The following is a 21950-nucleotide window of genomic DNA, read 5'->3' as shown; positions in this document are numbered from 1 at the left end:
GAAAATCATGAATAAATAATTTAAATACTTATTCATGCAAAATGTTTTACTAACAATACAACAATTAAATATAACGCAACGAGTAGTCAAGCGATGCCCATACTTTTATTTTCTTTATTTTTAAAATTTTGCACGCCTAAGCTAACTAACATAAACCCTAAAAGCGTTTGTAAAATTAGCATACTCAGTTCCGAAGTATCATTCCAACTATAAATGGAATACCCCATTATAATAATTGCAAGTAAAACAGTTACGATCCTATTCATACGCAAACCCTCCCTTTTTAAAAAGAAACCGCTAAGTTTTCTTAGCGGTTTTATTAACAATTTATATTTAGTAAATGTGCTTTTCATGAATTTGATATAAGTCAAAAGAATTTCCTGTCCAATATAACTACGCATGTTAGCCCACTTTTTCTTTATTCAGTCTACTTACAATTCCAACAATAAATTTATATTCAACCCTTCTCTTCTTATCTTTCTTAAAACCCTCTTTCGTATCAAAAATAAAACAAGTTTTCCGAAACCAAATACGTACGTATAAAGACTCAAAATAAATAGGTTTTATAATACCTCGTTCTTCAAATTCAGTCCCATCTTTATTTTCAGTTTCCGTTCGAACAAACCACCTATTCCCGATGCCAATTTCAATATACTTCACATAAGTCCCCCTTCCGGAAATTAATTTCTAACAATTCTATTATTTCCCCGGTAAGCGCACATTCCGACAGAACATGAGCCCACAAAGAAAAAGTAGATTGCAAAAATCTACTTTATAACTTATATTTTTGCATTCGTTTATAAAATGTACTACGGGGTACATTTAATAGTTTTGCAGCTAACGAAACATTTCCATTTGTCTTTTGTAATGCTTCAATCATGCTATCACGCTGTATTTTTTCGCGAAAATGTAATGTATCTTCTGTTTTATTTTCAACTTGTAACTCAAGTTGTTGTTGATTTCCCCTCATTGTTTGTAACAAAAAAGCTACTTGTTTTTCGCATATTTCCCGTCCTTGCGACAAAATGTAAATGCGTTCTAATACATTTACTAGTTCCCGAATATTTCCGGGCCATGTATGTTGTAAAAATTGATTGTATATACTCTTTGGAAATACAACATTCCAATTCTTCTGTTCGCAAAAGTGTTGTATAAAATATGGGATATCCTCTTTTCTTTCTATTAACGATGGAACATATAACGGATAAACGTGCAAACGATAATATAAATCTTGACGGAATTTCCCTTCTTCTACTAACCGTAGTAAATCTTTATGTGTGGCAGTAATAATACGAATATTTACTGGTACCAATTTTGAACTCCCAATTGGAGTTATTGTGCGTTCTTGTAAAACACGCAATAATGCTACTTGCATCTCTGGTGGTACTTCACCAATTTCATCTAAAAATAATGTTCCTCCGTTTGCTTGTTCAAATTTCCCTTTATATCCTTGACGTCGCGCACCTGTAAATGCACCTTCAGCATAACCGAACAATTCACTTTCCATTAATTCTTTAGGCAAAGAACCGCAGTTAACAGCTATAAAGGGCCCGTCTTTTCTTGGACTATTTTCATGAATCGCTCTCGCAACATATTCCTTTCCTACTCCTGTCTCACCACATACATACACACTAGCATCAGTCGGTGAAACAAGCTTAATTTCTTCTAGTGTGTGTTGAAATGCTCTGCTTGTCCCGGTAACTCCTGAAAAAGTAATCCCTTTTATAAATGTGAGAGCAGAATATGTATTCATTTGTTTATTTTCCTTTAAATACATACATTTCCCGATCATTCTTTCATTACTATATACTGGTATCTCTAATTTAGTTTCCAATCCATGGTACATTAACTCTTCAAGTTTCATTCTTGACCAATTATTTATTCGTTCACGAACGCTCTTACTCGCAGAAACGATAACATCTCGATGATTACAAATAACTACTTGTTCATCACTATCAATGACATCTAAAAAACGATGGATTAAGTGTAATTCATTTTGATGAACTCTTATGCTACATTCACGTTCTATTGCATGTGCCATTGAAGTTACCATACCGAGCATATATGGATGCGAAAATTCAATTGGACATGAGAAATTTAGAACACCAATTAATTTCCCGTCATCGTTATGAATGGGAGCGGCCGCACAACTCCAGCTATGAGATACCACGGAGTAATGTTCAGTACCACTTATCATAATAGCTTCTTCAATTTCTAGCGCTGTTCCAATTGCATTTGTGCCAACAGCTGCTTCCGTCCATTTTACACCTTCAATAAAATTAATATGTTTCGCTCGCTTTAACGTTTGTTTATTTCCACTTAACGATAGAACATAACCATCTGGATCGATTAATAATGCCATCATTTGTAGTTCATCAATGGTTTTTCTCATATTTTGTATTTGAGGTAATGCTATATCAAGGAAAATTTCACTCTTTTTCTTTTGTTCTTGAAAAAAAACAGAAGACAAAATTTTCTGACCTTTACTCATATGAGGATTCACATTTGCTTGTTTACATCGGTACCATGATTCTGAAATTCTTTCGTTTATACGGTTCGAATCAAGGACTCCTTCATCAATAAACTTTTTCCATGTATGTAAGTAAAACGGTGAAGCTAACATTGTATCATCTCCCTTTTAATTGTTTTGGAGATTTATAAAACATACTTTTATTATAAAACTGAATAAAAGCGTTTTCAATAAAACTAGAAAGACGACACAAATATGTTAATAATTTGAATATCCTAATGCATTTCTTTATTCTTTTTTAGTAGCACTATATTTTGTATAATGGACGCAAAGAAAATACATAACCAAAACCACTTTTGTGGATTACCATTTATAAAGAAAACAATCACGGCTATTGCAAATAAAATAGTGGATGCTAAACTAAAATATAATTTTGTTTTCATTCCTATTATCCCTCACCCCTCTATTACTTTACAGTACATACTAACTCTTCATTTTTCATCTCTACTATGTACTCCTGTAAAACATATTCTTTCCCACCATGTTTTTCATACCGTTCATGTATTCTTTTAATATGCCTCTCGTCACTTCTAATTTTCGATTCTATTTCTTTATACTGTTCATAACTATCATATTCCCATATGGCAAATACTTCATACGTACCATTCTTATTATCTTTCATCCAGCGTCCTATTAGCCTAGAACCATGCTTTAACTGATTAGGTAAGTTTGTGTGATTGAAATGATCATTAAATACTTCTATGAATTCATTTTTCACTACATAGTACTTCCTTCTGTAAAACATACTTCTTCACCTCTTTCATGAAAAGTATTAGTAAATCTTCCCATCACTACCGTATTATAATACTTTCCATCCGATAGTCTTTTGTCATTTTTCAAAATGCCTTCTACTTCAAAACCTAATTTTTTATAAAGATGAATAGCTTTCTCGTTTGTCTCTAATACTTGTAAAGATATTTTATTCACTGCATTTTCGTCAGCCCATTTAATAGATTGTTGTAATAGGCTCTTCCCCATTCTATATCCCCAAAACTCTTTTAAAATGCAAACGCCAAACTCCACTTTATGAGATAATCTCTTAAAATTTGATCCTTCACATCTTGAAAATCCAACGATTCGATTGTGCACTTCTGCAACTAAAAAGAGATTCTTAGTCTCTTCACTATCTGTTTTTATTATTTTTTGAAATCCTAGATTATCTATAAATCCCTCTCCAGCATCTCTATCCATATTTTCAGTTTCTCCATCAATCTGAACTCTAATTTTCGATAACTGCTCAGCATCTTTCTCAGCTGCAGAACGAATTGTATAAGTTAATCCATTTATATAAAACTCTTGCTCTTTTACAATCATGTCAAACTCCTTTCAAATCAATATAATGGCGCTATTACAACTTGTTTACCTTGTTTCTCAAAGTCCTGAACAGTTTCTTTACTAGCCTCTTCGTCAGTTATAATAATGTCAATTTCTTTTAGAGACTCTCCTCTTATAAAACAATCTATTCCAAGTTTATTATGTGGAACTAAACAAATATTTCTTCTAGCAATTTCACTTACTCTTTTACTAAAATAAGCAACTTCAGGTGTTGCAGTACTAATACCTTGTAATGAAATGCCTCCACCTGTAGAGAAATAAAGATCAATAGAAAATCTACTTATCAATTCAGAGGCAAGTGTATCAGTAATATTCCCTGAAGGTTTTACTTTTCCGCCAATTAAATACGTATCAATATTCTTATATTCTCGTAGATAACCAGCTATTTCTATAGAATTCGTAATAACCGTAAATGATACTTCTGGTAAATATTTCAGCATCGCATTATGAACGGAAGCCCCACCAATAAAAATTGAATCACCTTCTTGTATATAAGATACCGCAACTCTTGCAATTGTGTCCTCATACATTGAGCTATCACTATAACGTTTAGCTGGTTCCGCAGCTAAGTTTCTCACTCGCGTAAGTTCAATTGCACCTCCGTGCGTTCTTTTTAATAAACCATCCTTTTCCATAATAGACAAATCTCTTCTTATAGAATCAATAGACATATCAAATCTTTCCGCAAGATCCTTTGCGATTACTCTTCCATCTGTATTAAGTAGCTCTAAAATTTTCTCTCGACGCTCTTCAGTAAACATGTCATCACCACCGTTATTGAAGATTCAGAAACTTAAACTTTATTTTAATTATATGCATGCCTCTTCCATTTTACAATATTTTCAATTCTTATTTATTCCGTTTTATACAGTCTTCTCCCTCTTTCTATCCTGTTAACTTGACAACCAAATAAATATATATCTGTATATTACGCAAAAACACTTCCATTCACCTTCCTATTGATGTAAAATTATTCCTATGTTTTACTTTTTAATACAGAAAGGGATTACTATGAAACCATTAATCAAAACGACATGTACAGCATTATTATTTACTGGAATATTAACAGGATGTAATAGCAATACTACATCAAAACAAGAAAAGAGCGCTCTCGAAAAGAATGCAATGCACTATGGGGAAATATTTAAAAACGAATACTATAGAGCAACTGTTGAAAATGCTAAATTCGAAAAAATAGACAAAGAGTGGCGTCTCACAGCTCGCGTTACTATAAATAACGCTCGTGTTGACGGACAAACGATAGATCTTTCAGAAATAAAATATTTCATAAAAGATGACAAAACGGGTGAAAAATACGAAGGTAAAGTTATACAAAATGAAAATGCTAAAAAAGTTCCATCTGAATTTTCTTTAACTACTGACATTGAATTTAATATGAAAACTTCACCAAAAGATTTAAATAATATGTATTTATACATAGATAGCAAAGCAGCGCCGTTAACAGATACATATTGGAAGCTTGATAATTTAGTATCTAAATAGAAAGACCAGTCTTACATGACTGGTCTTTTACATTCATACATTTAACTTTCATTAACACTTATAATAATTTTCTAATAACAACTTGAATAACATCAGCTAAACCAGTGTGCCCTTTCCCTTCAATTCGCTCTTGTTCGCCATTAAAGAAATGAATTACCTTATGTTCTTCACACCAAGTAAGGATATCAATTGGATCATACAGCATATCAACATCTTTTGGTCCACCAGTACCATAGTTTATTTGTTTTTTTGAGTAAACTTCAAACATAATTAAACCACCAGGCTTTATCGTTTGTATCATTTTACCTAATATCATTTTTTTATAATCATCATGAAAATGTCCAAATACCATAATTGCTGCATCATATTCATTTTCTGGCAAACTATCAGCTAATAAATCTACTTTTTTTGTATGCACGTTTACGTTATGCTTCTCTGCCAATTTTTTTGTCTTCTCTAATCCATCTTCCGAATAATCAATAGCTGTTACTTCGTTCCCTTGTCTTGCTAGAAATACAGCATTTCTACCTTCTCCCTCCGCGAAAGCTATTACTTTATTGTGATTTGCTAAACGAAATGCTTGTTCTTTAATAAATGTATTAGGTTCTTCCCCGTAAAAATATTCATCTGATTTATATCGATCATTCCAAAATTTAGTCATCATCTTCTCTCCTTCTTCATATCATTTTCTAACTACAATTAAAGATATCAAAGAGTCTTTTTATCCTTAATTAATTTAAAAATAAAAGCAGATTAAAAATCCACTTTTATTTTTTTCGCAAGATCTACGATTTTTTGATTTCGTAACTCTTCTTCCATTTTCTCTTCTGCTGCAAGCATTACTTCATTAATTAAACATCCAGGTTTGTCATGTAAACAACATTCAAACAATGATGTTTTACCTTCAATTGCATGTATAATATCTAAAAATGAAATATCTTCCCAATTCTTACTAAGCGAGTAACCGCCCTTTGGACCAGATGATGAATGTATCATCCCTTCCTTCGTCAACTTAGTTAGTATTTTAGACAAGTACGTTGGTGAAACATTTTGCATTTCTGCTAATTGGTGAACACTAACTAACTTATTTGGTGTAGCCTTTGCCAGAAAAAGCATTGTATGAAGAGCATAATTTGTAGCTTTAGAATATTTCATAATACAGCTCCTATTGTAGACTTCATGTATCTACAATAACTTTATTTTTTTATTATGTCAAACGTTTGTAATACTCCATACAACATTATTTCTTCACAAGTAATACATCTGCCGCGCAAATCGTCACTTCTCTAAATGGAGAGTCAAATAAAACACCTAGTTCAAAACCATCTTCAGTAAGAGCTATTTCATGATATAACCACCAAGCATTTTCAAAGTTTTCCGGCATAGAACACTTTGTTACTCCTATAAAGTGAAACTTTAATCAGTGGGGGTTTTGTTCATCTCCCACTGATTATTAGCTCTAACCAATCGGGCTTTTACGGGCAGTTAATTCCCACCTAACTTCTTTGCTTTCGCTGCATTTTGAGGTGGGTGTCTTACTGCCCGTTAATGCGGGATAAAAGTTATTTCAAGTTTATCAAATTCACTAAAAGTACCAATGCAATCTAATATGATAGACAAAATATCTTCTGACTTTCTCTTTACTACTTTAATTACACTATCTTGTAGTGATGTCTTGTGTAACTGAGCAACATTTGACGGAAGTTTTTTCTCAATGGAATTAAAATATTCTACGTATGATTGATCTAATTATTCCACTCTTTTCTCATAATCTGTTGACCACTCTCGCATACGTTTTTTCAATTCACCTGATGGGCACTCTGAATTAATTGTGATGTTTTGTATAATTGAGTATATCGATTCAGGAAGGAATTTTAATAAATCTATTTTCCTTTCCTCTATTTCTTCCTTTAAACTTTGTATATCCATTTCCGACCATTCTTTTATAGACTCTATAAAACTTAAAAATTCTAAAAATTTATTTTTTTATACCAATCTCTTGTAAAATATTTCAATGACACCTCTCCTAAAACATCTTTACATCCAGTAAAAACAATATATCCACTTATTATATCATTCCAATAACTATTTTTTCTAAAGAAAAAATGTAAAACTGTAAATATTCCGCCTATTATTTCTAAAACTTCAGAATATTTACAAAAGTATAAAATTATAATACATTTTAGCTGTACAAGATTCACCTGTACAAAAATCCAAACAAAAAGGGATGGTTATATGTTGAAGAAATTAGTAGCAGGTACATTAGTAGCGGGATTTGCATTAACTGGAGGACTAGGAGTAGCAAGTGCTGAAGAAAAAAGTAACACAATTAAGTCTTTTGATTATTTAAAAGTGGATGAACAGAACGTTAATTCACTTACAAAATTAAGTGATCAAGATAAAAAAGACATCCAAATTACTATGGTATTACCAGAGCAAAATGAAAATGGAGATTGGTTAGCTTACGGTTTTACTAGTAGAGAAACATTGGATGCTTATATTGAAAAGGATAAAAAAGCACTTAAAAATAAAATTAATCCTTTAGGTAGCGGCGCTGGTAGTACTGATTTTTATGAACATATAAATAAAGGTGGACAATACATTTACTGGAGCAGTGGCTTTAAAAACTTACCTTCTAGCTGGAACGACAGAATTTCTTCTGTAAGTACGGCTTCACCTTCTGCAAGTTATTCAACGACACTTTGGGAGCATACTTCTACACAAGGATATGGAAAAGGTGTTGTATTTAAACACGCTGATTGGTATGGTAAAACTGCTAATTTAGCTCCTGAATGGAACGATAAAACTTCAGCTATTGACGTAAAAAAATAATAGGATATTCAATTTCTTCCGTAAAAATTCAAACCACTATTCTCTTATTCATTTAGAGAATAGTGGTTTATTATAATTCCATTTAAGCATGTACAGCATGCCCTACTGCTTGCGATAGCGCTTCATGAATCGCTTCAGATAAAGTCGGATGCGCTGCAATATAATCTCTCATAATATCGGCAGTAACTTCCGTATGAATCATTACAGTTCCTTGACCAATTAGTTCGGTTGCACGTGGACCGATAATAGAAATCCCAACAATTTCTTGATATTTAGGTTCCACAATAACTTTTACTTTCCCCGTTTGTTCTCCAATAATAAGCGCTTTTCCGTTCGCTGTAAAAGGAAATTCTCCAATTTGTATGTCACCGTACTGCTCTTTTGCATCTTTTTCTGTTAGACCAACGCTAGCAATTTCTGGAGCGGTATACATACAACGAGGTACAGCATGATAGTTAACTTTTACATCTTCTCCGCTCGCGTGTAATGCTGCCGTCGTTCCTTCATGGAAGGCAACGTGAGCAAGCTGGATGCCACCAATTACATCACCAGCTGCGTAAATATGTGATACATTGGTTTGCATATGTTCATTTACAGAAATTCATTTATTTGAATATTGAATGCCTGCTTTTTCTAAATCTAATTGTTGTATACGTGGTTTTCGGCCGACTGAAACGAGAACAAATTCTGGATTAACTTCTTGGATACTTCCTTCATATTCAAATAATGCCTGCTTCTTATAACTATTTAATCCTTTTAAAGCTGCCCCTGTACATATTTTTACGCCATCAGTTTCTAGTTTTCCTCTTAAAATATGTGCGATATCTTCATCTTCACCAGGTAATAATTGTGGTGCCATTTCAATAATTGTAACTTTTGTTCCAAGACGACTATAAATACTTGCAAACTCGCACCCTATTACACCACCGCCAACGATTAATAATGATTTCGGTATATGATCTATGGACATTGCATGGCTACTATTTAAAACCCACTTTCCATCAAATGGAGCAAAGGGTAATTCAGTCGGTTCTGAACCTGCCGCTATAATGAACTGTTCTCCATCTACTACATCTTCTTTATCACCGTATGTAACTCGCACACGATGATCCGTTTCGAATTTCGCTTTTCCTTTTACAACTTTAATTTTATTTTTCTTCATTAAATATTGTATTCCTTGGACGAGTTGCATTACGATTTGTGATTTCCTTGCCTGTATTTGATCCCAATCAATTGATATACTTCCTGTATTAAGCGTAACCCCATAATCATTCGCTTTTCTCACAATGTCATGCACTTCTGCACTTTCTAACAATGATTTCGTCGGCATACACCCAACATTCAAACACGTTCCGCCAAGGTCAGCTTCATCAATAAGAGTGACCTCTTTTCCATTTTGAGCCGCGGTAATTGCCGCTACATATCCAGCTGGTCCGCCTCCAATTACAACTAATTTACTCATTCTCTCACCTTCTCTTTATAAAAGAATTGTTATAGGTTCTTCTAAATAATATTTAATTGTGCGTAAAAATGCAGCTGCTGGTGCACCGTCTAGTACACGATGATCGAATGTTAAACTTAAAGGTAACATACTACCTTTTTTTAATTTTTTCCCTTTATATACAGGAACATGTTCAATTGCGCCAATACCTAAAATACCAGTCTCAGGTGTATTTAATACAGGTGTGAAATATTCAATACCAAAGCTACCTAAATTACTAATTGTAAATGTCGTTCCGTGCATATCATCACTACTTAAGCTACCTGCTCGCGCCTTTTGTGCCATATCCTTAATCTCTTTAGACAACTCTACTAAAGATAAATTATTTGCAAAGCGAATAGCTGGAACGACTAATCCTTTTTCTAATGCGACTGCTATGCCTAAATTCACATGTTCAAATTGATGAATTGCATCATCTATATAAGCGCTGTTCATTTCTTTATGCTCTCCAAGTGCTAATACAACAGCACGCGAGACGAAATCCGTAATGGTTAATTTATTATCGTATCTTTTTTGTACAACTTCCGCTATTTCTTTATGTAAAGCAGCTAAATCTGTTACATCTACTTTCATCGTTAACGTTAATTGTGCGCTATTTTGTAAGCTTGCGTGCATACGATTTGCGATTGCTTTACGCATACCAGTAACAGGAATGGCTTTACTTTCTTCTTTTTCAGATATTTCCGGGACGATTCCTCTTACCTCAAGTGTTTTTAATACATCTGCCTTTGTAATCCTTCTGCCAGGACCTGTACCAACTAATGCCTTGATATCCAGATTTTCAGACTTTGCAATTTTTTTCGCTACAGGTGAAATTTTAATTCTTTGCTTCGATACTTCTTTCCCATTTGGTTCTTGATTTTGTACATTTTGTACTTCTATATTAGATGTTTTTTCTTCTACAACATGTGTGCTTTCCTGCATTTCTACTTTTTCATTCGGTTTACCGATGTAGCAAATTACAGTACCAGGCGGCACTCCTTCATCTTCACTTACAGCTATATCAAGTACCGTACCATCAACTGGCGCTTCAATTTCCGTTTCAATTTTTTCTGAATTAATACTAGCAATCAGTTCTCCTTTTGCTACATTATCGCCTGCTTTAATATTCCAGCTCGTAATAATACCTTCTTTCATCGCCATACCTAACTTCGGCATTACAACTTCTACAGCCATGTTTCTCTCTCCCTTCACATCGTTTTATTACACATGTAATAAAGATTGGTCTCCAATCATTTCTGATACAGTTTCAATTACTTTTTCTGGCGTTGGCAAATACAATTTTTCAAGTGGTGGTGAAAACGGAACCGGCGTATGTGGTGCTGTAATTCGTTTAATGGGTGCATCTAACAAATCAAAACCTTTATCCGCTACAATTGCCGCAATATCTGTTGCGATACTACATCTTGGATTCGCTTCGTCAATAACGATAAGACGATTTGTTTTTTCAACAGATGATAAAATCGTATCTTCATCAAGCGGTGATAAAGATCGTGGATCGATTACTTCTACTTCAAGCCCCTTTTTCGATAATTGCTTTGCAGCTGCAAGCGCTGTATGAACTTGCTTTCCGATTGCGACAATTGTTACATCAGAACCTTCCCGTTTAATATCTGCTTTTCCTAATGGAATTGTATAGTATCCTTCTGGCACTTCACCTTTCATATTGTAAAGTGTTTTATCCTCAAAGAAGATTACTGGATCATCATCTTCAATTGCTGCTAATAATAAGCCTTTTGCATCATACGGCGTGGAAGGAACAACAACTTTAATACCTGGTATGCTCGTAAATAATGCGTACAAACTTTGTGAATGCTGAGCTGCTGCACTAAAACCAGCGCCATGCATCGTACGTACTGTAACGGGTACTTTTGCTTTACCTCCAAACATATAACGGAATTTCGCACCTTGGTTTAATACTTGGTCAAGACAACTACCGATAAAATCATTAAACATTAACTCAGCTATCGGACGTAACCCAGTTGCAGCAGCTGCCATCGCAGCTCCCATATAACCTGCTTCAGAAATTGGTGTATCTAAAATACGATTCCGGCCAAATTCTTGTACTAGCCCTTTTGTAACACCAAGAACACCACCCCAAGCTTCATCATCTTGCAGATGATCAACTTGTGCACCGCCTGCAACGTCTTCACCTATTAAAATTACATTTTCATCACGACGCATTGAGATTTTCATTGCTTCATTAATTGCAGTTGACATACTTACTGTTCTAGTCATATTTTTTCACCCTCCTCTTATTTGTAAGAAACGTATACATCTTTTAATAATTCTTCATCGTCTGGGTATGGACTATTTTCACTAAATTCAATGGATCTTTGTACTGCATCATCTACTGCTTTTTCCATATCAACAAGTTCAGATTCCGTTAATAAACCCTCATGAATTAAATGCTTACGGAAATTCACAATCGCATCTTTTTCATTTAAATGTTCTTCTTTTTCTTCTGATGTTTTATATGTTTGCGCTTCACCTTCAAAATGACCGTAATTACGATATGTCATACATTCAATAATTGTTGGACCATCACCATTACGCGCACGTTCCACTGCTTCTGCAGCAGCTTTATATACAGCTAGAAGATCTTTTCCATCTACTTGAACGCCTGGAATATTATAAGCTTTTGCACGATCCGCAATAGAATCACAACTTGAAGCATATTCAAAGGTAGTTGCTTCACCGTAACCGTTATTTTCTGCAATAAAAATAACTGGTAACTTCCAAATCGCCGCTAAATTAACCCCTTCATGGAATGTTCCTTCATTATTTGCTCCGTCACCGAAGAAGCAAACACTTACATCTTTCGTTCCTTTATATTTAGCTGTCAATGCTGAACCGCAAGCAAGTGGGAAACCCCCGCCTACAATGCCGTTAGCACCAAGCATTCCTTTATCTAAATCCGCAATATGCATGGAACCGCCTTTACCTTTACATAATCCTGTCGCTTTCCCGAAAAGTTCAGCCATCATACCATTTAAATCACAACCTTTTGCGATACAATGTCCATGACCTCTATGTGTACTTGTAATACTGTCACTATCCGTTAAGTGGGCACATACACCAACTGCTACCGCTTCTTCACCTGCGTATAAATGAACGAAACCTGGCAAAACGCCTTGCGCGAACAATTCATGCACCTTATCTTCAAACTTACGAATCTCTAACATTTTTTCGTACATCCAACGAGCTTGTTCTTTCGTAATTTCATTCCCTTTACTTTCAGTTGTTTTTAACATGTCCAGCCCTCCTATTTTCTTGTTCGTCTTTTATATTGCAAGTACCGTGCCAAATTCTAATCCTTGCTTTAATAGGTTTTCTCTTTTCTTTCATAATAAAAAAGTGGACAAAATGAGACATTTGTCTCGTTTTGTCCACTTTTGTTCACCTAATTTGAGAACTATTATCTTATTCATTATCAAAGCTCTGCTGTAATTTTCGGATGTAAATAATTTGCCCAATATGATATGCATTATGAGTTGTTACATTCGCTAACACTTCCCACCACTTTGCAGAAACAGGAAGTCCTACTACATCACTTTCAACCTTTTCTTCATTTATAAGATTTTGCCATTGTAACAGTTTTTCTAGTAGTTTTTCCCGTAATTCATCGAAAGTTTGATTATTTGAAAGCATAAAACTTTTGTTATTATCACCAATAGCGGGCACAGCATTCACATTCGATTCTTTATATCTAGTTTGCCACGTAGAATTCCAATACAATAAATGTTGTACAATTTCAGCTATACTGTTACTCTCTTCATTCGGTTTCCAGAAAGCTTCCCTCTCAGATAGATCTTTCACTGCATCTGAAAATGGGATATACCAACTAGGATCGTTTGCATTCGCCAACAATTGATCTGCTAATACATCCTTCACATGGACCATTTTTCTTCCCTCATTTCATTATCATATTAATATACACTACTCTATATACGCTCATTCCCTATAATCCCCTTTTTTACATACAAATTGATTTCATACTGAATGTAAGAATAATAGATTTTCTTATCATAACTCGTTATGATAAAAGAAAAAGAAAGCTGGCGGAAAATGAATAAAAAAATCGCAATAATTACAGGAGCCTCAAGTGGATTTGGACTATTAACTACACTCGAACTCGCAAAAAAAGATTATTTAGTTATCGCTACAATGCGGAACCTTGAAAAACAAGTGAACTTACTATCTCAAGCTACTCAACTCAACTTACAACAAAACATAAAAATTCAACAATTAGATGTAACCGATCAAAACTCTATACATAACTTCCAATTATTTTTAAAAGAAATACAAAAAGTAGACCTACTTGTTAATAATGCAGGATATGCAAATGGCGGCTTTGTAGAAGAAATTCCAGTAGAGGAATACCGTAAACAATTTGAAACGAACCTATTTGGAGCTATATCAATTACCCAGCTTGTCTTACCGTATATGAGAAAACAAAGAAGTGGAAAAATCATTAATATAAGCAGCATTAGCGGCCAAGTTGGATTCCCTGGTTTATCTCCTTATGTATCTTCAAAATATGCATTAGAAGGCTGGAGTGAATCGCTTCGCTTAGAAGTAAAACCTTTCGGAATAGATGTTGCTTTAATTGAACCAGGTTCTTATAACACAAACATATGGGAGGTTGGGAAACAACTAGCTGAAAACCAATCTGATACAACATCTCCTTACAAAGAGTATATGGATAAAATACAAAAACATATTAATAGCGGTAGTGATACATTTGGTAATCCGATAGATGTTGCTAATAAAATTGTAGAAATTGCTGAATCTAAGCGTACAAATTTACGATATCCAATCGGTAAAGGTGTGAAATTTATGATCTTTGCGAAGAAGATTCTTCCTTGGAGATTGTGGGAATATCTTGTTTTGAGGAGCTTTAGGAAGTTATAAATAAAAAGAGTAACTATCAAGATAAATAATGGTAGCTACTCTTTTTAAATATTCATCATAAAAAAACAAAACGATATTAATATGTAGAAAGAGGATCAAAATAAAGTAACATTGAAACCATAAAAACAAATGCAAAGAATCCAATTATAGAAAGAATATATTCCTTTGTTTCTCTGTTATACTTCCATTCCATCCATACGCGTAATAAGGAAATTGCTCCAAAATAAGTAAGTGCAGCAATTCCTATATTAGCATTTTCTACTTTGAACAGATAAATAAAACTTACTATAAGATATATGATAAAAAGACCTATTTCTAATTTTACATGTAAACCATTTACATGTTTATATATCCAAACATTTCCCTTTGTCATATTTAATTTTTTCCTTAAAAACTTTTCTAAAAAATATCCTCCAATTATCATACTAATAACTATAATCCAAATAGTAGAGTTGCCCATTGCATTCCCTCCTATTAAATTAATTATGTTTTCGTAACAAAGTGGACTATATAATTTTTTAATGTTTCGATAATATCTTCATTTTCTTTATGCTTACTTCTTTAGTAGTAGTTTTATCAAGACATGTTTTATGTATTGTACAACAACAATCTATTTCCCATCCTTTTCTTCGGGATGTATAACCTTTTTCTTGCTATTTTTTCAAAATGAATGTAGATAGTACTCATAAAATTAATAGAGTTATTTTTCTAATTGACAAAAAAACCTATCCTTTTATTTTCTTACTTTCATTTTCTCCGGCTGATCACTCGGATACGTAACATTCTCTTTATTTTCAACGTCCCAACTAATTATAGTCGCACTATCACGTCCCAACTGATGATGCACGTGTTCTAAAACATTGTGAATATTTTCTTTAAGTGTTTTATCATTTCTGTTAATAGTATTATACAAATTTACAGGTATTTCATATCGGCGTTCCCCGCATTCTAATACTCCATCTGTCACCATTACAATTCGGTTCTTTCCAGTACGTAATTCACGAATACCTGATGAATAGCAAGGAACAGGTAAATCAAATGTGTTTACATTTCCAATCCATTCGTAAAAATGACGTTGATTTAATGCATATTGTCCTAACTTATGTAACTCTTCATGAAATACATACACTAAACAATCACCGATAGAAAGCCACCATATATAATTTTCTTTCCTTACACATAGTAAGCAAGCTGTTTCACCTTTAATTTTTTTGCACTTTTCCTTAAATGAAGATGCCTGAAAAATTGTCAGTATATGATTTTCAACAGATTGAAACACTGTATTAATTGGTTCATTCAAAATTACTTTTATATTTTCATATTCTTTTTCGATTGTATTTACTACTAAATCAACACTTTCCGCACTATTATGTCCATCTAATATAGCTGCAAATTCCCAATCACCATTTGACCAAACTAACGCGCCATCTTCGTTCTTTTTTGCTCCGGCGCTTATATTCCCGCCGTATTTACCAAGTACAATATCACCATATTGCTTAACTGAAATTTCTCCTAAGCACATTTCTGTATTTCCAACCCATGAATATTGTCTATTATTTGTTATATGCATATTCACTCACCATATACTTTCGTATTCTTTCGCATAGTTTTTGGATTTTCTCTGCGTCACCATATGGCGCACCATTCCATTTCGCTACTTCAGTCGGTGATCAAAACTCTTTGGGTGTATTTGGATAACGCGGTATGATGTGCATATGCATATGTGGTACACCATTCCCTGAAACAAAAGCATAAATATGTTCTGCTCCCTCACTTTCTTTTAACGCTTTACTTACCCTACTTGTTATAAGTCCGAACGCTTTTGCTTCTTCATCCGTTAATTCAGCAAGGCCAAGTACATGTCTTTTTATATCTATCATGACATAACCAAGGTATGTTTCTTCATTATCCCAATGGACATGTCCAACATAAACGAGTTCATCTTCGTAAATAGCTCCACCTGGAACTATAATATTTCCTTTATGTTTTTTGCAAATGAAGCAGTTTTGTTCTACTTGATTATTTGTTGACATATCCATCACCTTCCTTTTCATATATAATATCACAAAAAAAGGAAAAACAGGTTTCGCATTCCGAATTTTCATTCTTTTTATACAATAATTTTTGAAATGAATTTACATCTCATTATTTCTTCAAAAACGCAATCCCAATTATAATCCCAATCACAATTCCGATTACTAAATTATTTGTAAAGTGCCCTTGAAATACACCAATTACAACCCCTATACCGACACCTATTGCCAAAGCATCATTTCTTTTTTTATTTTTAGCCAAAATTACATCTCCTCCCATCATTTCTCCCTAAATAACATACATTTACTTGAATGTATTAATATACGCACTATCTCGCTTAAATATTCCCCAAAAATGTACTGTAACTTCACATATAATATTTTCCATTTTCTGTACATACTCCTTTTATATTGGAAAATTTTCAAGTAACTATTAATTATACATAGGCATTTACTATAAGAAAGCTTCGTAATTTATTGAAGGAGGAACGATTCAAATGTATCCTCATTGGAATCCAAATATAAATCAACAGTATGTTTATTCCCCTCATCCCGCAAGGAATACATTGCATCATGATTCACAATATATGATGCAGCGTATCGCAAGTCTTGAAAATCAATTAACTAAATTAATCTCATTAATCGAGGAAAATAATCAATTAATTAAATCAATGAAACAACAAAAAAACCAAGTTTGTGCACCAGCTGGAGGTTCTGTTATCGTTCGTATGTGATCTGGATGCAATAAAAAACACACTTTGTATTATAAAAGTGTGTTTTTTATTCATTATTTTCTTTTCGTATGGAACCCTTGTGTAATTCGATCTAATATAATTGCGATTACTACGATAGCTAATCCAGCTTCAAATCCCATTCCGATATTAACTTGTGTTACAGAGCGATATACATCAACTCCAAGTCCTGGAGCTCCTACAAGTGATGCTGTTACAACCATCGATAACGAAAGCATAATGCTTTGGTTCACACCAGCCATAATCGTTCCGGTTGCAAGTGGTAATTGTACTTTAAATAGTTTTTGTGATGCCGTGGATCCAAACGCATTCGCTGCTTCAATTAAATCTTCTGGAACTTGTCTAATTCCTAAGTCAGTAAAACGAATTGTCGGTGGCATTGCAAAGATTACTGATGCAATAATTCCAGGTACTACACCTACTCCGAAAAATGTAATCGCTGGAATAAGGTATACGAATGCAGGCATTGTTTGCATAAAATCTAATGTTGGTTTTAAAAATTTTGAGAAACGTTCATTTTGAGATGCTAATATACCAATTGGAATTCCGACAATAATTGAAATAATAACAGACGTAAGTACGAGTGCTAATGTTTGCATCGTCTGTGCCCAGTAGTTAATATTTAAAATAAATAATAAACCGATCAGTGTAAAAATAATTAAAGATACCTTTCTCGTTGTGTACCAAATGAGGAAACAAAGGATGATAATCATCAATATGGCCGGTATTATTGTTAAAAAATTAGTGAGTAAATCAACGAATCCGCCGATAATATAAGAGAATCCTCGGAATAAGCCTTCAAGGTGCTCATATAAACTTGCAACAAATGAGTCGACCCATTCCCCTAATGGAATCCGCGGTATACTATTCATCGTCTTTCACCTCTTCCTCAATGTTTCCTGCAAGAGCTTGAATGACACTTTCACGTTTAATAATTCCTCTTAGCCTTTTCTTCTCATCGATTACTGGTAACGGATATTTCATCTCTGCCATTTTTGCATATGTCTCTTCCAGTAAAGTATCCAAATACACATGCGGAATATCATTAAGTAATAAATCAGCAATCGGCCACTGTTTTTGTACTGCTTTACTCGCATCATCCGCAGTTAATATACCTAAAAACTCATACTTTTTGTTTACAACATATACAGTTGAGACACCTGCATTCCTCATAATTTGAAGGGCTACACGAGGTCCACGATCAATTAATAAAGTTTCTGGTCGTTTTAAAATAGACTCAGCCGTAATTACTTTTCCTAAATTCACGTCCGCAACAAACTTTTCTACAAATTCATTAGCGGGGCTCATCATAATTTCTTCTGGTGTTCCAATTTGGACAATTTCTCCATCTTTCATTAATGCGATACGATCTCCAATTCGAAGCGCTTCATCTAAATCATGCGTAATAAATATAATCGTTTTTTCCATTTTATCTTGTAACTCTAACAATTCATCTTGCATTTCTTTTCGAATAAGTGGATCTAATGCACTGAATGACTCGTCCATTAGTAATACATCTGGATTATTCGTTAGTGCCCTTGCGATTCCAACGCGCTGCTGCATACCACCACTAAGTTGACTTGGGTAATTATCTTTATGATGATCGAGTCCTACTAACTGTAGCGATTCTAACGCTTTTTTCTCTCGCTCTTCAACCGGAACTCCTTGAATTTCTAAACCATATGCAACATTTTGTATAACTGTACGATGCGGAAATAGAGCGAATTTCTGAAATACCATACTCATTTTCGTTCTTCTTACTCTCCGTAACTCTTCTTTTCCCATCGTTGCGATGTCTTCACCATCTATGTATATATGACCTGCAGTTGGTTTAATCAATTGATTTAACATACGAACTAGCGTAGATTTCCCGCTACCAGACAAACCCATAATAACGAAAATCTCTCCAGAGTAAACTTCAAACGTTGCTTTTTTCACCCCAACGTTCATTCCTGTCTCTTTTAAAATTTCCGATTTACTTTTTCCTTCTTTTAATAAGGAAAGGGCTCTTTGCGGATGTTTCCCGAATACTTTTGTTACGTTTTCAACACGCACCTTTGTATTATCCATGTCACTACTCCTTTTCTACCCATCTATTCACATAGTGTTGCGATTTTACAAAGAAATATTACATAAAAATGACATTCATAAGATTTCTTTAAAATTCTCGTTTCCGTTCATAATAAGAATGCTTACTTATACATTTATTTTATAAGGCAAACGTTACTTAGGAGGTTTTCGATGCGAAAGAAAATTTGGTTTATATGCCTTGCATTATTTATTACTATGATTTTCACTTCATGTAATGCAACAAATGCAAATTCGAAAGGAAAAATTAAACTTGGTGTAACAAGTTGGAAAGAAAATATTGCAACCGCAAACATGTGGAAAGTTTTATTAGAAGAAAAAGGCTACAAAGTTGAACTTATGTATTTAGAAAAAGCCGCAATTTGGACTGGTGTCGCTCGCGGTGATGTTGATGCTAATTTAGAAGTGTGGCTACCCGTTACGGATAAACCGCTAAACGATCGTTATAAAGATGATATTGTTTTAAAATCAAAATGGTATGAAGGTACTGGTCTTGGCCTAGTCGTCCCTTCTTATATGAAAAACATTAACAGTATCGAAGATGTAAATGCACATAAAGGTGAGCTAGATAACAAAATTGTCGGAATCGAACCCGGTAGTAGTCTTATGAATTTAACGAACAAAGCAATGAAGGAATATGATATTAAACTAAAACTTGTCCAATCTTCTGAGGCTGCGATGATGAGTGAATTAAAGAAAGCATATACGAAAAAGAAACCAATCGCTGTTACGCTTTGGAATCCACATTGGGGCTTTTCGGAATTTGACTTGAAATATTTAAAAGACCCTAAGAAAGTATATGGTGAAAAAGATGACATTTATTACTCTGTTCGTAAAGGTTTCGAAAAAGATCATCCGGATATCATAAAATACTTTGACAAATGGAAAATGAACGATGAACAGCTTGGTACATTAATGGTCGAGTTAAATAAAACGAAAGATCCTGAAGACGCGGCGCGAAAATGGATTAAGAAGAATCAAGCGCTAGTTGATGAATGGGTAAAAGATTAATAAAATAGGCTAGAGGGTTAGCATATCCTCTAGCCTGTTTTTAACTTATTTTTTCGTAACAACGTCATCTACTATCCCATATGCCTTCGCTTCTTCTGCAGTCATAAAATAATCTCTTTCTGTATCATGTGCTACTCTTTCAATCGGTTGCCCCGTTTTTTCTGCAATCATTTTATTAATATCATGCTTTAACTTTAATATTCTTTTCGCAGTTATTTCAATTTCTGTTGCTTGCCCTTGTGCACCACCAAGCGGCTGATGAATCATAATTTCACTGTTAGGGAGCGCAAACCGTTTTCCTTTTGCTCCTGATAATAATAACAATGCACCGAATGATGCCGCAAAGCCCATGCATAGCGTTTGCACATCTGGTTTAATTAAATTCATCGTATCTAATATTGCAAAACCTGCTGTCGTTGAGCCGCCTGGGCTATTGATGTATAAAAATATATCTTTCTCGGCATCTTCCGCTTCTAAAAATAATAATTGGGCTACGACACTACTCGCTACTTGATCATTAATTTCTGAGCCGATAATAATAATGCGATCTTTTAATAACCTTGAATATATATCATAGGAACGTTCTCCTAATTTTGTTTGTTCTACTACATATGGAATTGCATTCATTTTAAATCCCTCCAATACTTGTTATGCTGCGTAAAGCATATAACTGTAGGAAGAAGGGTTTTTCACATTAAATAATAAGACTGGCTGTTTAGATGGTAACTTAGTAAAATCTATTGTCGGAAGAAGCTTCGTTAATAATTCCGGTCTTTCCTCACGAATAGATGTTACAACAACTTCAATATCCTCTGTGAATTCGACTATCTCAATCCCTTCTTCACTTACAGTTTTCAGCCTATTTCTACTCCGAAATAAAGAAGCTTTCACTGCACCTTCTGATACAGAACACACTTTAGCAATATCAGCGATACTATATTGAAAAACATCTTTTAATAATAAAATTGCGGATTGCTGTACATTTAATGAAGACAATACTTTCCCTACCATTTCATGCAAATCTGCAATGTTCTCATGTGGTTCTTCAAAAGTAATTTGTTCCTTTATTTTTTCATGAACTGATTTTGATTTCATCTGGTCTATCCAACGATTTCGAGCTATTTTATATACAAGCGTCATACAAATATCTTTATTACTATATTTTTGAAGAACTTTACAAATTGTTTCTTGGGCAAGATCTTCGCCGTCCCATTTGTTTTTCGTTAAAAATGTACAATACCTTTTCAACTCTCCATATTGCTCAATTAAAAAGTCTATATTTGAATGATTCATATCGATATGATTCTTTAAAACATGAGTTACTTTTGTGCACAAAATAACCACTCCTTTTCAGCGCTTACTTAATAAACGATTCAACATAAAAAAAAGTTACGGGGATATAAAAAAATAATGTTTATGTTCAATAATTCGCGGTCATAAATATGTTATGT

Annotated in this window: 24 protein-coding genes and 4 pseudogenes; 5 read left to right on the top strand and 23 right to left on the bottom strand. The window is 33.8% G+C overall.

Annotated features, from left to right (window positions below):
- Nucleotides 1–86: 86 nt before the first annotated feature.
- From CGQ22_RS31425 to CGQ22_RS12605, 6 genes are all read right to left on the bottom strand, one after another.
- Complete coding sequence (locus CGQ22_RS31425) at nt 87–266, bottom strand: DUF3953 domain-containing protein (RefSeq protein ID WP_139032764.1); 180 nt, start codon at nt 264–266, stop codon at nt 87–89.
- A 136-nt stretch (nt 267–402) separates the two neighbouring features.
- Nucleotides 403–660: a DUF3977 family protein gene (locus CGQ22_RS12630; RefSeq protein WP_000873842.1), complete on the bottom strand. Its 258-nt coding sequence runs from the start codon at nt 658–660 to the stop codon at nt 403–405.
- 112 nt (nt 661–772) lie between these two features.
- Nucleotides 773–2623, bottom strand: a complete 1851-nt coding sequence (locus CGQ22_RS12625; RefSeq protein WP_089148766.1) for a sigma-54-dependent Fis family transcriptional regulator — start codon at nt 2621–2623, stop codon at nt 773–775.
- A gap of 313 nt (nt 2624–2936) precedes the next feature.
- Entirely contained in the window at nt 2937–3275 is a 339-nt protein-coding gene (locus CGQ22_RS12615; protein WP_000499984.1) for an NIPSNAP family protein, read from the bottom strand.
- Entirely contained in the window at nt 3248–3844 is a 597-nt protein-coding gene (locus CGQ22_RS12610; RefSeq protein WP_000635684.1) for a GNAT family N-acetyltransferase, read from the bottom strand. The genes CGQ22_RS12615 and CGQ22_RS12610 overlap by 28 nt, the downstream gene beginning before the upstream one ends.
- 17 nt (nt 3845–3861) lie before the next feature.
- Entirely contained in the window at nt 3862–4626 is a 765-nt protein-coding gene (locus CGQ22_RS12605) for a DeoR/GlpR family DNA-binding transcription regulator (RefSeq protein ID WP_089148765.1), read from the bottom strand.
- 250 nt (nt 4627–4876) lie between these two features.
- On the opposite strand from CGQ22_RS12605, the gene CGQ22_RS12600 reads away from it, so the two are divergent.
- Nucleotides 4877–5368, top strand: a complete 492-nt coding sequence (locus tag CGQ22_RS12600; RefSeq protein ID WP_000803254.1) for a hypothetical protein — start codon at nt 4877–4879, stop codon at nt 5366–5368.
- Between the two features lie 58 nt (nt 5369–5426).
- On the opposite strand, the gene CGQ22_RS12595 is transcribed toward CGQ22_RS12600, so the two are convergent.
- The 4 genes and pseudogenes from CGQ22_RS12595 to CGQ22_RS31420 form a co-directional block, all read right to left on the bottom strand.
- Nucleotides 5427–6032: a class I SAM-dependent methyltransferase gene (locus tag CGQ22_RS12595; RefSeq protein ID WP_049108040.1), complete on the bottom strand. Its 606-nt coding sequence runs from the start codon at nt 6030–6032 to the stop codon at nt 5427–5429.
- Nucleotides 6033–6121: 89 nt separating this feature from the next.
- Entirely contained in the window at nt 6122–6523 is a 402-nt protein-coding gene (locus CGQ22_RS12590) for an Rrf2 family transcriptional regulator (protein ID WP_000877650.1), read from the bottom strand.
- Nucleotides 6524–6608: 85 nt separating this feature from the next.
- Nucleotides 6609–6776: pseudogene (locus CGQ22_RS12585) on the bottom strand (DUF4085 family protein); the annotation flags it as partial.
- A gap of 152 nt (nt 6777–6928) precedes the next feature.
- Nucleotides 6929–7383: pseudogene (locus tag CGQ22_RS31420) on the bottom strand (DUF4085 family protein); the annotation flags it as partial.
- 220 nt (nt 7384–7603) lie between these two features.
- Here CGQ22_RS31420 and CGQ22_RS12575 point away from each other — a divergent pair.
- Nucleotides 7604–8200, top strand: a complete 597-nt coding sequence (locus CGQ22_RS12575) for a hypothetical protein (protein ID WP_000914454.1) — start codon at nt 7604–7606, stop codon at nt 8198–8200.
- Between the two features lie 82 nt (nt 8201–8282).
- Here CGQ22_RS12575 and lpdA read toward each other — a convergent pair.
- From lpdA to CGQ22_RS12550, 5 genes and pseudogenes are all read right to left on the bottom strand, one after another.
- A pseudogene (lpdA, locus tag CGQ22_RS12570) lies at nt 8283–9662 on the bottom strand (dihydrolipoyl dehydrogenase).
- A 15-nt stretch (nt 9663–9677) separates the two neighbouring features.
- Nucleotides 9678–10877: a dihydrolipoamide acetyltransferase family protein gene (locus CGQ22_RS12565; protein WP_089148764.1), complete on the bottom strand. Its 1200-nt coding sequence runs from the start codon at nt 10875–10877 to the stop codon at nt 9678–9680.
- Nucleotides 10878–10904: 27 nt separating this feature from the next.
- Nucleotides 10905–11939 (bottom strand): acetoin:2,6-dichlorophenolindophenol oxidoreductase subunit beta, encoded by a 1035-nt coding sequence (gene acoB, locus CGQ22_RS12560; RefSeq protein WP_000198898.1) that lies wholly within the window; start codon nt 11937–11939, stop codon nt 10905–10907.
- Between the two features lie 17 nt (nt 11940–11956).
- Nucleotides 11957–12955: an acetoin:2,6-dichlorophenolindophenol oxidoreductase subunit alpha gene (gene acoA, locus CGQ22_RS12555; protein WP_000921275.1), complete on the bottom strand. Its 999-nt coding sequence runs from the start codon at nt 12953–12955 to the stop codon at nt 11957–11959.
- A gap of 169 nt (nt 12956–13124) precedes the next feature.
- Nucleotides 13125–13604, bottom strand: a complete 480-nt coding sequence (locus CGQ22_RS12550; protein ID WP_000233784.1) for a DinB family protein — start codon at nt 13602–13604, stop codon at nt 13125–13127.
- 165 nt (nt 13605–13769) lie between these two features.
- Between CGQ22_RS12550 and CGQ22_RS12545 the strand changes: the two genes are divergently transcribed.
- Nucleotides 13770–14615 carry an oxidoreductase gene (locus CGQ22_RS12545; protein WP_046945016.1) on the top strand — a complete coding sequence of 282 codons (846 nt, stop codon included), beginning with the start codon at nt 13770–13772 and terminating at the stop codon, nt 14613–14615.
- A gap of 76 nt (nt 14616–14691) precedes the next feature.
- Here the strand turns inward: CGQ22_RS12545 and CGQ22_RS12540 are convergent, their stop codons facing one another.
- The 4 genes and pseudogenes from CGQ22_RS12540 to CGQ22_RS12525 form a co-directional block, all read right to left on the bottom strand.
- On the bottom strand, nt 14692–15075 hold the full coding sequence (locus CGQ22_RS12540; protein WP_000528451.1) for a DUF4181 domain-containing protein: 384 nt from the start codon (nt 15073–15075) through the stop codon (nt 14692–14694).
- A gap of 273 nt (nt 15076–15348) precedes the next feature.
- Nucleotides 15349–16185, bottom strand: a complete 837-nt coding sequence (locus CGQ22_RS12535) for a PP2C family serine/threonine-protein phosphatase (protein WP_000548333.1) — start codon at nt 16183–16185, stop codon at nt 15349–15351.
- Nucleotides 16169–16654, bottom strand: a pseudogene (locus CGQ22_RS12530) (HIT family protein). Before CGQ22_RS12530 ends, CGQ22_RS12535 begins: the two are co-directional and overlap by 17 nt.
- Nucleotides 16655–16760: 106 nt before the next feature.
- Nucleotides 16761–16928 carry a glycine zipper domain-containing protein gene (locus CGQ22_RS12525; protein WP_000508470.1) on the bottom strand — a complete coding sequence of 56 codons (168 nt, stop codon included), beginning with the start codon at nt 16926–16928 and terminating at the stop codon, nt 16761–16763.
- A 217-nt stretch (nt 16929–17145) separates the two neighbouring features.
- On the opposite strand from CGQ22_RS12525, the gene CGQ22_RS31415 reads away from it, so the two are divergent.
- On the top strand, nt 17146–17382 hold the full coding sequence (locus tag CGQ22_RS31415) for a hypothetical protein (RefSeq protein ID WP_139032765.1): 237 nt from the start codon (nt 17146–17148) through the stop codon (nt 17380–17382).
- Nucleotides 17383–17435: 53 nt separating this feature from the next.
- Here CGQ22_RS31415 and CGQ22_RS12515 read toward each other — a convergent pair whose 3' ends face one another.
- Nucleotides 17436–18272, bottom strand: a complete 837-nt coding sequence (locus CGQ22_RS12515; RefSeq protein WP_001084769.1) for an ABC transporter permease — start codon at nt 18270–18272, stop codon at nt 17436–17438.
- Nucleotides 18265–19470 carry a quaternary amine ABC transporter ATP-binding protein gene (locus CGQ22_RS12510; protein ID WP_000370606.1) on the bottom strand — a complete coding sequence of 402 codons (1206 nt, stop codon included), beginning with the start codon at nt 19468–19470 and terminating at the stop codon, nt 18265–18267. The genes CGQ22_RS12515 and CGQ22_RS12510 overlap by 8 nt, the downstream gene beginning before the upstream one ends.
- Before the next feature lie 171 nt (nt 19471–19641).
- Between CGQ22_RS12510 and CGQ22_RS12505 the strand changes: the two genes are divergently transcribed.
- Nucleotides 19642–20499, top strand: a complete 858-nt coding sequence (locus CGQ22_RS12505; RefSeq protein WP_089148763.1) for a glycine betaine ABC transporter substrate-binding protein — start codon at nt 19642–19644, stop codon at nt 20497–20499.
- Nucleotides 20500–20544: 45 nt separating this feature from the next.
- Here CGQ22_RS12505 and clpP read toward each other — a convergent pair whose 3' ends face one another.
- Together clpP and CGQ22_RS12495 are read right to left on the bottom strand one after the other, a co-directional pair.
- A complete protein-coding gene (gene clpP, locus CGQ22_RS12500) occupies nt 20545–21126 on the bottom strand; it encodes an ATP-dependent Clp endopeptidase proteolytic subunit ClpP (protein WP_000991610.1) in 582 nt (193 codons plus the stop codon).
- A gap of 21 nt (nt 21127–21147) precedes the next feature.
- Nucleotides 21148–21834: an RNA polymerase subunit sigma-70 gene (locus tag CGQ22_RS12495; protein WP_000337504.1), complete on the bottom strand. Its 687-nt coding sequence runs from the start codon at nt 21832–21834 to the stop codon at nt 21148–21150.
- Between the last annotated feature and the right edge of the window lie 116 nt (nt 21835–21950).

Source organism: Bacillus sp. M13(2017) (genome assembly GCF_002218325.1).
GTDB lineage: Bacteria > Bacillota > Bacilli > Bacillales > Bacillaceae_G > Bacillus_A > Bacillus_A thuringiensis_K.
This window is presented reverse-complemented; position numbering and strand designations above follow the sequence as displayed.

Bases quoted from the DNA above. Each gene is read 5' to 3' on its own strand.
- CGQ22_RS31425 (WP_139032764.1), bottom strand. From the start codon at position 266: ATGAATAGGATCGTAACTGTTTTACTTGCAATTATTATAATGGGGTAT.
- CGQ22_RS12625 (WP_089148766.1), bottom strand. From the start codon at position 2,623: ATGTTAGCTTCACCGTTTTACTTACATACATGGAAAAAGTTTATTGAT.
- CGQ22_RS12615 (WP_000499984.1), bottom strand. From the start codon at position 3,275: ATGTTTTACAGAAGGAAGTACTATGTAGTGAAAAATGAATTCATAGAA.
- CGQ22_RS12610 (WP_000635684.1), bottom strand. From the start codon at position 3,844: ATGATTGTAAAAGAGCAAGAGTTTTATATAAATGGATTAACTTATACA.
- CGQ22_RS12605 (WP_089148765.1), bottom strand. From the start codon at position 4,626: ATGTTTACTGAAGAGCGTCGAGAGAAAATTTTAGAGCTACTTAATACA.
- CGQ22_RS12600 (WP_000803254.1), top strand. From the start codon at position 4,877: ATGAAACCATTAATCAAAACGACATGTACAGCATTATTATTTACTGGA.
- CGQ22_RS12595 (WP_049108040.1), bottom strand. From the start codon at position 6,032: ATGATGACTAAATTTTGGAATGATCGATATAAATCAGATGAATATTTT.
- CGQ22_RS12590 (WP_000877650.1), bottom strand. From the start codon at position 6,523: ATGAAATATTCTAAAGCTACAAATTATGCTCTTCATACAATGCTTTTT.
- CGQ22_RS12575 (WP_000914454.1), top strand. From the start codon at position 7,604: ATGTTGAAGAAATTAGTAGCAGGTACATTAGTAGCGGGATTTGCATTA.
- CGQ22_RS12565 (WP_089148764.1), bottom strand. From the start codon at position 10,877: ATGGCTGTAGAAGTTGTAATGCCGAAGTTAGGTATGGCGATGAAAGAA.
- acoB (WP_000198898.1), bottom strand. From the start codon at position 11,939: ATGACTAGAACAGTAAGTATGTCAACTGCAATTAATGAAGCAATGAAA.
- acoA (WP_000921275.1), bottom strand. From the start codon at position 12,955: ATGTTAAAAACAACTGAAAGTAAAGGGAATGAAATTACGAAAGAACAA.
- CGQ22_RS12550 (WP_000233784.1), bottom strand. From the start codon at position 13,604: ATGGTCCATGTGAAGGATGTATTAGCAGATCAATTGTTGGCGAATGCA.
- CGQ22_RS12545 (WP_046945016.1), top strand. From the start codon at position 13,770: ATGAATAAAAAAATCGCAATAATTACAGGAGCCTCAAGTGGATTTGGA.
- CGQ22_RS12540 (WP_000528451.1), bottom strand. From the start codon at position 15,075: ATGGGCAACTCTACTATTTGGATTATAGTTATTAGTATGATAATTGGA.
- CGQ22_RS12535 (WP_000548333.1), bottom strand. From the start codon at position 16,185: ATGCATATAACAAATAATAGACAATATTCATGGGTTGGAAATACAGAA.
- CGQ22_RS12525 (WP_000508470.1), bottom strand. From the start codon at position 16,928: ATGGGAGGAGATGTAATTTTGGCTAAAAATAAAAAAAGAAATGATGCT.
- CGQ22_RS31415 (WP_139032765.1), top strand. From the start codon at position 17,146: ATGTATCCTCATTGGAATCCAAATATAAATCAACAGTATGTTTATTCC.
- CGQ22_RS12515 (WP_001084769.1), bottom strand. From the start codon at position 18,272: ATGAATAGTATACCGCGGATTCCATTAGGGGAATGGGTCGACTCATTT.
- CGQ22_RS12510 (WP_000370606.1), bottom strand. From the start codon at position 19,470: ATGGATAATACAAAGGTGCGTGTTGAAAACGTAACAAAAGTATTCGGG.
- CGQ22_RS12505 (WP_089148763.1), top strand. From the start codon at position 19,642: ATGCGAAAGAAAATTTGGTTTATATGCCTTGCATTATTTATTACTATG.
- clpP (WP_000991610.1), bottom strand. From the start codon at position 21,126: ATGAATGCAATTCCATATGTAGTAGAACAAACAAAATTAGGAGAACGT.